We start from the raw sequence: 14,343 nt of genomic DNA, 5'->3' as shown, positions 1-14,343 counted from the left end.
GGATTCCTTAGCTGCCCCACGAATCGCGCAGGGTCACGGTGCGGTTGAACACCGGACGACCTGGCTGGCTGTCTTTCAGGTCGGCGCAGAAGTAGCCTTCGCGTTCGAACTGGAAGCGGTCTTCAGGCTGGGCCTGGCCCAGCGAAGGCTCGGCACGACAACCGGTCAACACCTGCAGCGATTGTGGATTGATGTTTTCAAGGAAGTTGCCGCCCTCGTCGGTCTTCTCCGGGTTGGGCGAGCGGAACAGGCGATCGTACAGACGCACCTCGCACTCGACGCTGCCCTGGGCCGGTACCCAGTGGATCACGCCCTTGACCTTGCGGCCCTCGGGGTTCTTGCCCAGGGTGTCCGGGTCGTACGAGCAGCGCAGCTCGACGATGTTGCCGTCAGCGTCCTTGATCGCCTCGTCGGCACGGATCACGTAGCTGCCGCGCAGGCGCACTTCACCGGCCGGCTCCAGGCGCTTGTAGCCCTTGGGCGGCTCTTCCATGAAGTCGTCGCGGTCGATGTACAGCTCACGGGCGAACGGCAGGACGCGCACGCCCATTTCTTCCTTCGGGTGGCGCGGCAATTCGAGCTGCTCGACCTGGCCTTCAGGGTAGTTGGTGATCACCACCTTCAATGGGCGCAGCACGCACATGGCGCGCGGTGCAGTGCGGTCGAGGTCGTCACGGATGCTGAACTCGAGCATCGACATGTCGACCACGCCATCGGAGCGGTTGGTCCCGACCATCTCGCAGAAGTTGCGGATCGAGGCCGGGGTGTAGCCACGGCGGCGATAGCCCGAGAGCGTCGACATGCGCGGGTCGTCCCAGCCTTCGACGTGCTGCTCGTCCACCAGTTGCTTGAGCTTGCGCTTGGAGGTGATGGTGTAGTTCAGGTTCAGGCGGCTGAACTCGTACTGGCGCGGGTGCGCCGGCACTGGCAGGTTGTCGAGGAACCAGTCGTACAACGGGCGATGACCTTCGAACTCCAGGGTGCAGATCGAGTGGGTGATGCCCTCGATGGCGTCCGACTGGCCGTGGGTGAAGTCGTAGTTGGGGTAAATGCACCACGCGTCACCGGTCTGGTGGTGGTGGGCATGGCGAATGCGGTAAAGAATGGGGTCGCGCAGGTTCATGTTCGGCGAGGCCATGTCGATCCTGGCGCGCAGCACGCGCTCACCGTCCTTGAACTCGCCGGCCTTCATGCGGGCGAACAGGTCGAGGTTTTCTTCGACGCTGCGCTCGCGGAACGGGCTGTTCTTGCCCGGCTGGGTCAGGGTGCCGCGATACTCCTTGGCCTGCTCGGGAGTCAGGTCGCAGACGTAGGCCTTGCCGCGCTTGATCAGCTCGACCGCCCAGTCGTGCAACTGGTCGAAATAGTTGGAAGCAAAGCGCACCGGACCTGTCCACTCGAAGCCCAGCCACTTGATGTCGCGCTGGATGGCGTCGATGTATTCCTGGTCTTCCTTGGCCGGGTTGGTGTCGTCGAAACGCAAGTGGCAGGCCCCACCGAACTCCTGGGCCAGGCCGAAGTTGACGCAGATCGACTTGGCGTGGCCGATGTGCAGATAACCGTTCGGCTCCGGCGGGAAGCGGGTGACGATACTGCTGTGCTTGCCCGAGTCCAGGTCGGCCTGGACGATCGGTCGCAGGAAGTTCGCTGAGACGGCGGGGGCGCCTTTGGCAGCGGCGTTGGTCGCGTTGTCGGTGGGCTTGCTCATAGGATCCTTGAATGCAGATGTCCGGTCCGGGTAGGCCGATTGAATCAAAGGGCCTATCATAGCCGAAGCAGTCAAGCTGCTGACAGCCGGGCACCGACAAACTGGCGCGATTTCTCGCAGCGTTTTGTCGCAAGCTGGCAAAATGGCCGCCGCGCGCCTTGTGTCGCCGCCGCCCGATCCTGCGTCAGGTACAGTACGCGACCTGCGCACCCTATTTCCCGAATGCCTTGAAAGAGCGAATTTCAGCATGTCCAAAGTCAAACTGAGCACCAACCACGGCGACATCGTCCTGCAGCTGGATGCGGAAAAAGCCCCGAAAACCGTCGAGAACTTCGTTCAGTACGTCAAGGACGGCCACTTCGACGGCACCGTGTTCCACCGCGTGATCAAGGGCTTCATGATCCAGGGCGGCGGCTTCGAGCCTGGCATGAACCAGAAGAAGACCCGCGCCAGCATCCAGAACGAAGCCGACAACGGCCTGAAGAACACCAAGTACAGCATCGCCATGGCCCGCACCATGGAGCCGCACTCGGCCTCCGCGCAGTTCTTCATCAACGCCTCGGACAACGACTTCCTCAACCACAGCGGCAAGAATGTCCAGGGCTGGGGCTACGCGGTATTCGGCGAAGTGACCGAAGGCCGTGAAGTGGTCGACGCCATCGAGAAGGTCGCCACCGGCTCCAACGCCGGCCACCAGGACGTACCGAAAGACGACGTGATCATCGAGAAAGCCGAGATCATTGAGTGATCCTGCTGATCTCCGATCTGCACCTGCAAGAAGAACGCCCGGACATTACCCGGGCGTTTCTTGATCTGCTCGATGGGCGGGCGCGGCACGCCAAGGCGCTGTACATTCTTGGCGACTTCTTCGAAGCCTGGATCGGCGACGATGCCATGACGCCGTTCCAGCAGTCGATCTGCCAGGCGCTGCGCGCGCTGTCCGACAGCGGCACGGCGATCTACCTGATGCACGGCAACCGTGATTTCCTCATCGGCGAGGACTTCTGCAAGGCGGCCGGCTGCACCCTGCTGGCCGACCCCAGCGTGATCGAACTGGGCGGCGAACCGGTGCTGCTGATGCATGGCGACACCCTCTGCACCCGCGATGTGGGCTACATGAAGCTGCGGCGCTACCTGCGCAATCCGCTCAGCCTGTGGATCCTGCGGCACCTGCCGCTGTCCACGCGGCAGAAGCTGGCACGCAAGCTGCGCAGCGAAAGCAGTACGCAGGTGCGCATGAAGAACACCGAGATCGTCGACGTCACGCCCGAGGAAGTTCCCCGGGTGATGGCCGAACACGGTGTGCGCACGCTGGTCCATGGGCATACCCACCGCCCTGCCCTGCACAAGCTGGTGGTCGAAGGTCAACCGGCGCGGCGTATCGTGCTGGGCGACTGGGATCGCCGTGGCTGGGCGCTCCAGGTCGACGAGCAGGGCATGCAACTGGCGCCTTTCGAGTTCTCCTGAAGCACGACAGCCCTGGGTGGTGCTTCCACCTCAGGGCCATCGCTTGTGCTTACTTGCCTGCGCTGACCAGCGCTCGCTCGTCGCGCTCACTCACACTGTACTGACGGTACTGGGGGTCAGCCTTGATCTGCGCCTCGGTGAACGGGATCGGCGACAGCTTGCCGGCAGCAAAGGCGCGGGTCTGGTCGAAGGCATGCGCCGACGCCGATTCGCTGGACAGAGAGAATGCCAGCAACCCCTGCGCCTGCGGCCCCTGCTCGGTGAAACTGACCAACTGCAGGTAGCTGGTGCCGCTGACCACCAGGCGCTTGCCCGGCCCGTAAGGTACGCTGACCATGGCGTTGTAGACCCCCAGCTCCTGCGGCCCGCCCGGCACCGGGGTGCCGTCCTGCGCCTGCTGGACCTGCCCCCAGCGCTGGTCACCGGTGATACCGCCTTCCTGCACCTGCGCCAGCGACGCCAGCGCCGCCTCGTGCACCCGCTTGCGCACTGCCGCTTGCTCTATCGCAAGACCACGCGGGGTATGCTGCGGATCGGCCGGGTCGAACGCCACACGCCAGATCTGCGGTTGTTCGGCCAAGGATTCCATGATGTTGGCGAAATGCACCAGCCCGATGCCGCTGTCGGCGCCCGCCTTGCCATTCCAGGCCTGCAAGCTGGTGCACAGCTCCTGCACATCGCTGGCGGCACCCTTGCACCACTCCAGCAACTCCGGCAACACCTGGCTGGCCAGGTAGACCTCGTCATCCAGGACCATGCGCTGCAGCTCGGGCACGCCCAACTTGCCGTTGCCCTGCAGCCGCTGCAGGGCAAAACGGGTGCGCATGCCCAGGGGCTGGTCTTGCTGGCTGATCAACGGCGAAAAACCGGTCAGCGGCTGGGCCGGATTGACCTGCCAGGCCGAATCGTTGGAGTTCTGCACGAAGTCCGCACGCTCCAGGCTCGGCTGCAGGCGCGCCGGGAAAATCCCCGGCTGCGCGGCATCGGCAGCGACCTTCCACTGGCAGGCACTGCGCGAGCCGTCCAGCACCACCATAGGGCCTGTCAGTGCAGGATCACTGCACTGGGCAAGCAATTCCTTGTCGACGTAAGGCACCACCGACTGGTTCAGGTACAGCGCGCGGCCCTTGGCATCCACCGCGAGGGTATTGACCCAGGGAATCCCCTGGAGCCTGGCTACCGAGGCTTTCAAGGCGTCGATGCCCTGCGCGCGGTTGATGCCGTACCACTGTTCCAGCACCCGCGTGTTGTCGAGATTGGCGTCACGCAGGCTGTAGGCATGCTGGCGATCCCAATCAAGGCGTCCCGGCCACTGCACCACGGGGCCGAACTTCGAGAGGTGGATCTGGCGCCGCACCTGGCCTGGCTTTCCGTCTGCACCTTTTACCGTGACACTGAGCGTCTGCTGCTCGAGCGGCAGCGACTGGCCGTCGAGCAGGTAGTGGGTGGGGTCTTTCGGATCGAGCTGCAGACGATAGAGGGTGAAATGCCTGGAGGTGTCGACGGTGTGGGTCCAGGCCAGGTCGCGGTTGAAACCGATGTTGATCACCGGTAGTCCTGGCAGCGCCGCTCCCATCACATCCAGTTCCCCGGGGATGGTCAGTTGCATCTGGTAGAAACGCATCCCGCCAATCCAGGGGAAATGCGGGTTGGCCAGCAGCAGGCCGCGACCGTTGGCCGACCGCTGGGCCCCGACGGCAACCGCATTGCTGCCGCGCTCGCCGGCAAACGCCTGCTGACGCGCCAGGGCGACGCTGTAGTCGGCCTTGGGCTTGTGCTGCGCCAGGCTCGGCGGGGTGGCGGCCACCACGGCCTCGGCGAATTGGCCGACACCGCCCTCGGCCAGCAGGCGTCGGGTCAACTTGACCAGGTCCAGGCTGGTGATCGGCCTGACCCAGTCGCCCTCCCCGCACTCCACCGGCAGGCCTTGGGCCTTGCGCTCGGCCAGGGCGCGGTTGTAACCGGCGACATAGCCCTCCAGCCGATCGCGGATCGGCGCCGACTGCGCCTGGAGGAAGGCATTGACGGCAACGTTGCCATTGAGCCAGGTGAAGAACAGGTCGCTGTCCAGGTTGTCACGCTGCTCGACGCTCTTGCCTTCGGCGCCAAAATACTTCGAGCGCTCGCCATTGACCGTGAGCACCTCGTTGGCTAGCAGGCACAGGTTGTCCTGGGCGTAGGCATAGCCGATGCCGTAGCCCAGGCCGCGTTCGTTCCTGGCCAGGATGTGTGGGACACCGAAGCTGGTACGGCGGATCTGCGCGGCGGTATCGCCTGCCACCTCCAGCGCCTGTACGACGCCGGCACAGCTTGCCAGGGCAATGGCCAGGCCAAGGCAGGACAAAGGTCGCGATAGTGTGATCACGGGCACTCCTCGGGATTGGAAGTCATCCCGATGAGACGAGCGGGCGAATGAAAATTTTACGCGTGGCGCCGTGCAGCAACGTCTTGAAAAGAACGTGGCAGTTTTTTTTCGGCAATACCTGCAGTTTTCCCGCGCTCATTCGTCCTAGTAGATAGGCACTCATGATTTCGGGACAGTCCACGAAAAGGAGCATTCACATGTACAACCCGCAATTGCAGCCAGCGCGCCAGCGAACCCCCGAGCCCGCAGCCCCCGGCGCCGCTGTCGAGGTGCAGGAACGGACCGGCAACGAGCAGATCCGCGAACTGTTGCGTGCCTATGGCCTGCGCACCAGCCTGATCCGCCTGAAAGTGATCGACGCCCTGCACTCGGCCGACCGCAGTGGCCGCAGCATCGGCGTGCGTGGAGTGCATGCGCACCTGGAGCAACTGGATATCCCGCTGTCGTTCCTGAGTGTGCGCGAAGTGCTCAAGCGCCTGTGCAGCGAAGGCGTCATCAGCCTGGGCACCGACAAATGCTACAGCCTTCAGCCCGAGGCACGTGCCGTGCTCGAGCAGACTGCCCTGCGCTGAGATCGCTGGCCGGCCAGGACGGCCGGCTCGCCGACGTCAGGACTTGACCTTGCGCCGCAGAATGCCGTTGATCACCACGACGACCACGGCAATACCGATGGCCAGGTACTGGAAGGTCTGCTCGCTGATGGTGCCCTGTTTCTGCAGGTGGCTCAGACCGAACATGATGCCCATCATCACCACGATGATGAGGATCGAATACTTGAAGCGCTGCATGTGTGTCATCGGCAATTCCCTGGAACATCGGAAGAAGGCTGCTGTCGAGCCGGCCACATGATACATCGCCCGCCCCCCGGCGCGACGCATTTCCTGCTGAGCGTACCCCCGCAACCTTGAAATCATGGACTCCCGGCCACCACATCCTGCGGAGCACCCGTGACCAAACCCCTCCTGATCTGCGCCCTGCTGCTGTTCAAGCTCTCTCCCGCCCACGCCATCGGCACCACCCAGGTGCCCCAGGAACGCCTGTTCGAACTGGGCGCCCGACTGGAAGCCGCAAGCGGCTCCAGCCAGTGGCAGATGCTCTGGCAACGCACCCGCGCCAGCGGCTTGTTGCAAGGCAGGCCAGGGCAGCTGCATTTCGCTGTCGCGCCGTCGGAGCTGGCTGCGATGACCAGGTCGACCCTGGCTCAGGCCCACCAGGTCGAACCTTTCGCCGAGACCGGCGCCCGCTACCGCCGCGCCTTCAGCCCGCAGGTCGTCGGTCGACTGGATGGGCGAGCGCTCCACGCCCTGTGCCTGGACGTGGACTGGCGTGCCCTTCCACCCAACGCTGTTACCAGGCCCCAGGCGTACCTGAACCTGGTGACGCTGCACAAAGCCTACCCCTGCGATTGATTGGGTCTCCATACCCTCGGAATGTCCCAGAGAAAGCCTTCCAGAGAACTCAATGCTTGCGGCGCGGAAGCAGTGCAACTTCCTACAACAAAGCTACCCACTGCCTGCAAACAGTGATCATCGGAAACTACAAAGCATAGGCCGCTTGGCGCCTAGGAAAGGGGCTTGGGAGTGGCTGAGAATTCTCTTCACACCCACCGAGCCGGCTACCGAGCCCAAGGAAATTGCATATGGAACTGCCAGACCTGACTGCCATCGATGTCGCCCAGTTACCCCACTCGCTGCAATCGCTGATCGAATGCATCGGCCTTGAAAACGCCTATCGACTCACCTGCGCCTACGGTGGCCGTCCCAAATACATTCCCAAGCACCGCGAGCGCACCCGCCTGGCAGAAGTGCTGCCAGGCGCCGCACTGGACGCGCTGATCAAGCGCTACGCCGGCATTGCCCTGGAAATCCCCAAGTCCGATCACTTCATGCGGCAACTGCGCAACCTGCAGATCCAGAAGGAAAGTGCCAACGGCCTCTCGCGCAGCCTGCTGGCCGACAAGTACGGGCTGAGCCTGCGCCAGATCGGCAACATCCGCCGCCAGGACAACCACGCTCACTGATCCCCGAGCCCGCCGGGCTCATTACCCTGAGGAAAACCCACCATGTCCATCGATAGCAGCCTGATAGGCTCCGTGATCAACTCCCTGCCCATGGACCGCATGATCGCCGGCCCGCTGCAGGCCATGGTCCAGGCACAGGTCACCGCGAGCAAGTCGTACGCCGACTTCCTCATGAATGTCTGTATCCAGGACGGCAAGGCAGTCGCCATCCAGTTCGACTACGACGAAACCATCGTCGGTGAAGATGGCGAATACAAGGGTGTCGTCGCCAAGAGCATGAAAGTGCCGCTGCTGGCGGCCATCACGCACCCGAACATTGCCATCGACGAAGGCAATATCGAGTTCGAGATGACCATCAACCAGATGGCCGAAGATCGTTCCGAGACCAACGCCGAAGCCACCATGGAGTCCTCGCTCGGCTGGGGGCCGTTCAAACTGAGTGTCAAGGGCAGCGTCAGTCACAAGTCGGAGCAGACCCGCAAGACCGATACTCGCGCACGTTATGCGTTCAACACCACGGTTCGCCGCCAGCAGCCCCCGGAAGCCCTGCAGCGTGTCATGGACTTCCTCACCGATGCGGCGACCAAGCCAACCGTGGCCGGGACCGCAGCACTAGAGAACACGGGCGCGATCTCCAGCAAAGATTCACTTGGCAGGACCAAGGCCGCAGACGCGGCGGGCGAGAAGAAAAAGCCTGACCAGGAGTAACCCTGCAACCGCCGCAGGTGGCCCGCCGGCCTTCCTGCGGCCTTCCAACACAGGAGCCTGATGCTTGGACCAGACCGACAACAGCCCCCAGCCCGCCCCCATGACCTCCAGCGACCTGCGTGACATCACGCGCGGACTCCAGGAAGCCGCCGCCGCCACCAACACCCTGATCGCCCAGCAGTACCTCAGGCTGTTCGACCAGTTCTTCGACCACGATCCCGAACAACCCGGCCTGCCGATGCGGGCCAAGATGGTCGAAGTGGCCATGGACGACGCGCACACCCTTCGCATTCCACTGATCGCCCTGGTGGCGACCAAGGGCCTGGCCCTTGAACGCATGCAGGTCGACCTCTCGGTGCACGTGAAAAACGCCCAGGCGCAGCGGGAGGCGTTGCAACAGGCCGGTGACGAGATGTCCTGCTCGCACTTCAAGGTCACCGTGGGCGCCCAGGGACGTCGGGGTGAAGCGCGCGACCCGGATGAGGTGCAGATCCGCATGCAGTTCCAGGCCTGCGAGCCACCCGAGGCGATCAACCGGCTGATCGAGGAGTACACCAACCTGATCATGCCGGTGCACGCACCTCGCCCGACACAACCGGCACCAGACAGCAACGAGTTCACCGAAGCGGCGACCGTGCGCTGATCAGAAGTCGCGCTTGTAGAAGATATCCAGCGAGCTCGCCAGCCCGCTGGCCGCCTCCAGATAGACCTTCTTGCTGAGTTTGTAGCGCAACGCGATGGTGTTCGCCGGCTCGAACACACCAACGCCGTAACGCAGGCTCAGGCGTTCGGTGAGGTTGCCGCTGGCCACTACGCTGGTGTTGTTGCCCGAGCCCTGGGTATCGAGCTGGAAATCATCGATCCCCAGGCTCGAAGCCAGGCTCCCGGTGATACCGGCGCTTCCCGCCAGCCCCAGGCCCAGCGCCGCCTCGGCAAGCATGTTGTTGTCCTCGCCCGAGTTGCCCAGCGGGCGCCCCAGCACCAGATACGACAATGCCTGCTCCTGGCTCATGGCCGGCTCCGAGAACACCTTGGTGGTGGGTTGCTCGGCACTGCCGCTGAGGCGAATGCCGGCAGTCACATCATCGACCTGGCGGATCGCTTCGATATCCAGGTAAGGCTGGTCGATCGGCCCGGCGAACAGCAGCCGTGCTCGACGGATGGTCAGGCGTTGCCCGTAGGCGCGGTAGCGTCCGTCGGCCAGGCTGAGTTCGCCCCGGGTGTCGAGATTGTCACCGATATGCACGTGCCCCACCAGATTTGCCGTGAGACCGAAACCGCTGAACGACAGCTTGTCACGGCCAACCTCGACATCGATGTCCATGGCCACGGCCATCGGTGGCGTGCCCTGCTCGGTCTGGTGACCGACGATGACGGTGTCGTCGGACACCTTCACCGTCGAGGGTGGCAGTTCGCGTACGGTGATCTTGCCCTTGGGTACCTGCACCTTGCCGGTGACGGCCAGCTTGTCGCCCTGCAGCCGGATGTTCAGGTCCGGCGCCACCTCCAGCGCGGCATAGGGCTCGACGCTGACTGGCAGTTGCTGGCCCTGCAGGCGCAGGTCGACCCCCAGGGCCTGGCCCCAGGTCAGGCCACCGCTCAGTTGTCCACGGCCGGCTTCGCCACTTCGCCAGTCACCACTCAACTGCACCTGCTCGCCAGCGATGAGCGCACGCAGCGAGAGATCCTCGAGGCTGACCGGCAACTCTGCGCCACTGACGTGTCCGCCGCTGAGGGTCACGCTGCCATTGACCTGTGGCGCCAGCAATGTGCCAGACAGACGCCCGTCACCGTTGAGTTGGCCAGTCAGCCGCTCGACCATCGGCACGAAGGGCCGGGCGATCGAAAGGTCGAGCCCCGACAGGCGAAACTCGCCGGACAGCGGCTTGTCGCGGCCCAATGGGTCGATACGGGTCGACAGGTTCAGCTCACCCAGGCGCTCGCCACGAAACACCAGCGAGGTGTCCACCCGACGAGGCGCCAGGGTGCTGTCCAGGCGCAGCGCCTGGTAGGGGAAATCGATCCAGCGCCCGTTGTCGCGCACCCGCAGCGTGCCGCCACTGGCGTCGATACGCACAGTGCCCTTGGGGCCACTGGCCGGAATATCCAGGTTGATGTCGGCATTGAGCAGGCCCTGCCAGGCGAAGTCCTTCGGCAGCCACTGGGCCAGGCTGTCGATCGGGAACTGCTTGAGGTGGTAGCGCAGGCGCGGATCAGGCGCCAGGCGCTGGTCTTCGCCGCACAGGCTGGCGTTGCCGGAGCGCCAGCAATGGGCGCCGAAGTCGAGCTGGCCGCTGGCCAGGCGCTGCAGGCGTGCGGGCGCCTGCAATTGCCAGTCCTGACCACCGGCGCGGATTCGCCCAGAGGCCAGCCGACCGCGCCAGTCACCCTTGGCGAGCGCACCATCGAGGGCCAGGTCGAGCTTGAGCTGCGGCCCGTCGAGCGCGAGAGTCAGGGCCTGCTGACGGATATCACCCTTGCCGGACGCATCGAGCGTGCCCAGCGCCGTTTCACCCAGGCGGATATCGCCCACCTTGAGGTTGATCAGGCCACGCTGGGCATTGTCCAGGCGCGCGTCCAGGTCCAGGCGCTGGATACGGTTGTCTGCCTGTGCCAGTTGCTGTCCCTGGAGAGCCAGTGTGCCCTGCGGCGCAGCCAGCGTGCCGGCCAGGTCCAGGCGCCCCTTGACCTGGCCCTGCAGCCGTGGCCACAACTGACCGAGGCGCGGCAGGTCGATATCGACACGACCGGCCAGGCGTTGCTGCAGGCTGCCACTGCCATTGATACGGTTGTCGCCCAGCTGAATCGCCAGCGCACCCAGCGTCCACTCCTCACCCGCACCCTTGGCGTCGGCCTTGAGTTGCGCCGGCTGGCCTCGCAGGCGCCCCTTGAGGTCGAGCTGTGCTTCAAGCTGCAGGCGCTCGTTCTTCAACTCACCCTTGCTGCGCAGGGGGCCTGCCAGGGTGCCTGGCATCTGCGCCAGCCAATAGGCCGGGTCCAGCGACGAAAGCTGCAGATCGACGTCCCAGGCAAGGCTGTCGGCAAAGCGCAGTGCCACGCTGCCTGCAGCCTTGCCCTGCCCTGCGCTGAGCTCCAGCTTGGGCAGGCGCACCTGACCCAGGTCGCCCTCGAACGGGCTCGACAGGCTGAAGGCACCGGCCGGGCCGTCCAGATCGCCCTTGAAATTGCCGTCGTAGGAACCGTCGCGGTACTGCACCTGGGCATTGAAGCGCTTGAGCGTGACCTGCGGCGCTTGATCCATCGGGTACAGGCGCAACCACGGAAAGTCGAGCCAGTCGACCGTGGCATCGGCCTTGAGCCCTTGCTGCCAGTCGGCACTGGCCTGCAAGTTCAGGCGCTGGGTTTCGCTGGCAGCGAGGTCCAGGGCATCGAGGCGGGCACCCTTGGCATCCACCTTGCCGTTCAGCACCAGGGCTATCGGCCCCTGCTCGGCGGGCAGGCTGGCCGAGCCAGCGAGGACATAGCCCTTGAGCAGGTCGCCCGTGGCCTGCAGGCTGAGCTGGTTCAGTTGCAACGGATCGGGCAACGCGGCGGACGGGCGGAAGCTGTCGGCACGAATCCGCAGAGTGGCCGGCAGATGCTCGGCGAGGGCCTGGAGCTGGCCGTCGATCCTGGCCTCCAGATAGCCACTGCTGCTGCCATCGAGGGCCAGGGTCTGCTGCAGGTCGCCCTTGACGTGCAGCGCCAGTTGCCAGGCCTGTCCGTCCACTGCCGGCAACTGCAGGGTGGCATCGGCCTCGAGCGGCCAGTCGCCTTGCGGCAGCACGGTGCCCTGCAGGGCCAGATGCAGGTCGTCGCGCTGCAGCTGCAGGGTGTCGATGCGCATGCCTTCGCGGGTCCAGTGGGCGGCGAGCTGCACATCGGCAAGCAGGTCACTGCCATCGAGGCGGATCTGATCCACCTTGACCTCCCCCAGCTCGATGGCGATCGGCAGACGCAGTTCAGGCAGTTTCAGCGGCCCGGCATCGGCCTGCGACTCGCCCGGTGCGAACGCCATGTCGATGCGTTCTGCCTGCAGCCGCTGCACGCACAGCGTGGCGCGCAGCAGGCAGAACGGCGACCACTGCAACTGCGGGGCCTGCAGCTCGACGCGACTGCCCTCCTGGGCCCACACCAGATGAGCGGCCTGCCACTGGCCACCCAGGCGGCCCTGGAACGCCTCGACCTCGAGCCCCGGCACCTGGCCGAGAGCCCAGCGGCTGCCCGCCTGCGTTCCCAGCACCAACGCCGCGCCCAGCAACACCAGCAGCAGCAATCCCGACAGGGTGAGCAGCAAGGGTTTGAACACACGCATCACAGTTCAGGCCCCATGGAGAAGTGCAGACGGAATCCACCGTCGTCGTCCAGCGCACGCGCTAGGTCCAGGCGCAGCGGCCCGACCGGCGAGACCCAGCGCACACCGATGCCGACACCGGTCTTGAGGCTGGGCAGTTCCAGCGAGTTGAACGAGTTGCCCTGGTCGATGAAGGTCGCCACGCGCCATTTCTCCGTGACCGAATACTGGTATTCCGCGCTGCCGGCCACCAGGTAGCGGCCGCCGATGCGGTCGCCCTTGTTGTTCTTCGGTGACAACGTCTGGTAGTCATAGCCGCGCACGCTCTGGTCGCCACCGGCGAAAAAGCGCAACGACGGCGGGATGTTCTGCTGGTAGCCGTTGGTGGCACTGCCGCCGAACTGCACGCGACCGAGGAAGCGATGATTCTGCCCGAGGGTGGTCAGCCCCTTGAGCAGGACATTGCCGTGCACCAGGTTGGTGTCCGAGCCCAGCCCCTCCTTGGCAGCCTGCAGGTCGAACTGCAGGCGGTAACCGTTGTGCGGATCGATGCGGTTGTCGCTGCGCAGGTAGGAGAAGCTCACCCCAGGCATCAGCAGGTTGCTCAGTCCGGAGTCGTCGCCCAGGCGATATTCCTCACGCTGGTACTTGAGCGAGATCACCCGCTGCCAGCCGCTGGGCAGCTTGCTGTGCCACTCGGGGCCGACGGTCAGCAGCTTGCTCAGGGTGTCGGTGCCGGCGATCTCTTCGTTCTGGTAGCCACCGGCAAACCGCAGCTTGTCGGTCAGCGGCGGGTCCAGCGGTATGTCGTACCACAGGCCGACGTTCTGCCGCGGCGCGGAAAGCTCGGTCTCCCAGCCATAGCTGTGGCCCTGCGCATTGACCCAGTGCCGGGTCCAGTTGGCCTTGCCGCGTGCCCCCACGTCGGTCGAGTAGCCAAGACCGAGACCCAGGGTGCGGGGCTTGCGGGTATCGAGGCGAACGTCCACCGGCACCACGTCATCGACAGCCGCGGTCGGTGCGGCATCGACGCGCACGCCTTCGAAGTAGCCACTGGACTGCAGATCGTTGTTCAACTCGGCCACCAGTTCCGAGTCATAGGGGGTTCCCGGTTTGAAGCCGACCATGCGCTGCAGCAGGTCGTCGTCCAGCGGTGCATCACCACCAAAGGTCACCTTGCCCAGGCGATAGCGCGGACCGCTCTGGTACACCAGCTCGATGTCGGCGACACCGGCCTGGGGATCGACCGCCAGGCGCTGGCGGGAAAAACGGCCGTCGAAGAAGCCGTAGCGCGAGGCCTGGTTCTGGATCAGTCGCTTGGCGTCTTCGTAGATGCCGTGGTTGAGCGGCTCGCCCTGGCGCAGGGCCTTGCTGTCGGGCACGCGAAACGCCTTCATCTCGCTGGCCGGCCCCTCGATGCGCACGGTCACATTGCGCAGGCGCACCGGTTCGCCCGGGTCGACCCGGATGATCAACCGCACCGGCTGGTCAGCCTTGCTCGGCGGCTTGACCTCGGTGTCGATCTGCGCCTGATAGTAACCCAGCGCCTGGGCGGCCTTGCGCGCCTGCTCCTCGGCGCCACGGCTGAACCGGAGCAAGGCCTCCTCGTCACGATCGCCAAGGCTGCCGATATAGCCCTCGATGTTCGCCTGCAGCGCCTTGTTGGACGGTTTGACCCGCACCAGCAGTTCGCTCTGGCCCCACGCTGTGCAACTGGCGGCCAGCAAAAGCAGGCCCCAGCTGAGTCTTCCTGAATACGTCATGCCGGGCATGCTACCAGA

Annotated in this window: 12 protein-coding genes; 7 read left to right on the top strand and 5 right to left on the bottom strand. The window is 64.8% G+C overall.

The window, feature by feature from the left end:
* Positions 1-7: 7 nt before the first annotated feature.
* Positions 8-1,708: a glutamine--tRNA ligase/YqeY domain fusion protein gene (locus tag AC1TXO_RS11775; RefSeq protein WP_486406481.1), complete on the bottom strand. Its 1,701-nt coding sequence runs from the start codon at positions 1,706-1,708 to the stop codon at positions 8-10.
* A gap of 247 nt (positions 1,709-1,955) precedes the next feature.
* Here AC1TXO_RS11775 and AC1TXO_RS11770 point away from each other — a divergent pair, with 247 nt between their 5' ends.
* Positions 1,956-2,456: a peptidylprolyl isomerase gene (locus AC1TXO_RS11770; protein ID WP_486406480.1), complete on the top strand. Its 501-nt coding sequence runs from the start codon at positions 1,956-1,958 to the stop codon at positions 2,454-2,456.
* Positions 2,453-3,175 carry a UDP-2,3-diacylglucosamine diphosphatase gene (locus AC1TXO_RS11765; protein ID WP_486406479.1) on the top strand — a complete coding sequence of 241 codons (723 nt, stop codon included), beginning with the start codon at positions 2,453-2,455 and terminating at the stop codon, positions 3,173-3,175. Before AC1TXO_RS11770 ends, AC1TXO_RS11765 begins: the two co-directional genes overlap by 4 nt.
* A gap of 49 nt (positions 3,176-3,224) precedes the next feature.
* Here the strand turns inward: AC1TXO_RS11765 and pvdQ are convergent, their stop codons facing one another.
* Positions 3,225-5,540, bottom strand: coding sequence for a bifunctional acylase PvdQ (gene pvdQ, locus AC1TXO_RS11760; protein ID WP_486406478.1), 2,316 nt, complete (start codon positions 5,538-5,540; stop codon positions 3,225-3,227).
* A gap of 197 nt (positions 5,541-5,737) precedes the next feature.
* Between pvdQ and AC1TXO_RS11755 the strand changes: the two genes are divergently transcribed.
* The gene (locus AC1TXO_RS11755) at positions 5,738-6,112 is read left to right on the top strand and encodes a fe2+ zn2+ uptake regulation protein (protein WP_486406477.1); all 375 of its coding nucleotides are present in this window, start codon (positions 5,738-5,740) and stop codon (positions 6,110-6,112) included.
* 36 nt (positions 6,113-6,148) lie between these two features.
* On the opposite strand, the gene AC1TXO_RS11750 is transcribed toward AC1TXO_RS11755, so the two are convergent.
* Positions 6,149-6,337, bottom strand: a complete 189-nt coding sequence (locus AC1TXO_RS11750) for a hypothetical protein (protein ID WP_486406476.1) — start codon at positions 6,335-6,337, stop codon at positions 6,149-6,151.
* Between the two features lie 150 nt (positions 6,338-6,487).
* Here AC1TXO_RS11750 and AC1TXO_RS11745 point away from each other — a divergent pair, with 150 nt between their 5' ends.
* From AC1TXO_RS11745 to AC1TXO_RS11730, 4 genes are all read left to right on the top strand, one after another.
* Positions 6,488-6,949: a hypothetical protein gene (locus tag AC1TXO_RS11745; protein ID WP_486406475.1), complete on the top strand. Its 462-nt coding sequence runs from the start codon at positions 6,488-6,490 to the stop codon at positions 6,947-6,949.
* 230 nt (positions 6,950-7,179) lie between these two features.
* On the top strand, positions 7,180-7,560 hold the full coding sequence (locus tag AC1TXO_RS11740) for a Mor transcription activator family protein (protein WP_486406474.1): 381 nt from the start codon (positions 7,180-7,182) through the stop codon (positions 7,558-7,560).
* A 42-nt stretch (positions 7,561-7,602) separates the two neighbouring features.
* Complete coding sequence (locus tag AC1TXO_RS11735; RefSeq protein WP_486406473.1) at positions 7,603-8,268, top strand: DUF2589 domain-containing protein; 666 nt, start codon at positions 7,603-7,605, stop codon at positions 8,266-8,268.
* A gap of 100 nt (positions 8,269-8,368) precedes the next feature.
* Positions 8,369-8,911 (top strand): DUF2589 domain-containing protein, encoded by a 543-nt coding sequence (locus AC1TXO_RS11730; protein ID WP_486406829.1) that lies wholly within the window; start codon positions 8,369-8,371, stop codon positions 8,909-8,911.
* Here the strand turns inward: AC1TXO_RS11730 and AC1TXO_RS11725 are convergent, their stop codons facing one another.
* Together AC1TXO_RS11725 and AC1TXO_RS11720 are read right to left on the bottom strand one after the other, a co-directional pair.
* On the bottom strand, positions 8,912-12,586 hold the full coding sequence (locus tag AC1TXO_RS11725) for a translocation/assembly module TamB domain-containing protein (RefSeq protein ID WP_486406472.1): 3,675 nt from the start codon (positions 12,584-12,586) through the stop codon (positions 8,912-8,914). It abuts the gene before it with no gap.
* A complete protein-coding gene (locus tag AC1TXO_RS11720; protein WP_486406471.1) occupies positions 12,583-14,325 on the bottom strand; it encodes an autotransporter assembly complex protein TamA in 1,743 nt (580 codons plus the stop codon). Before AC1TXO_RS11720 ends, AC1TXO_RS11725 begins: the two co-directional genes overlap by 4 nt.
* Positions 14,326-14,343: the final 18 nt, after the last annotated feature.

Source organism: Pseudomonas sp. FA117 (genome assembly GCF_057370475.1).
Note: the sequence above shows the minus strand (reverse complement) of the source record. Positions and strands in the feature narration are given on the sequence as shown.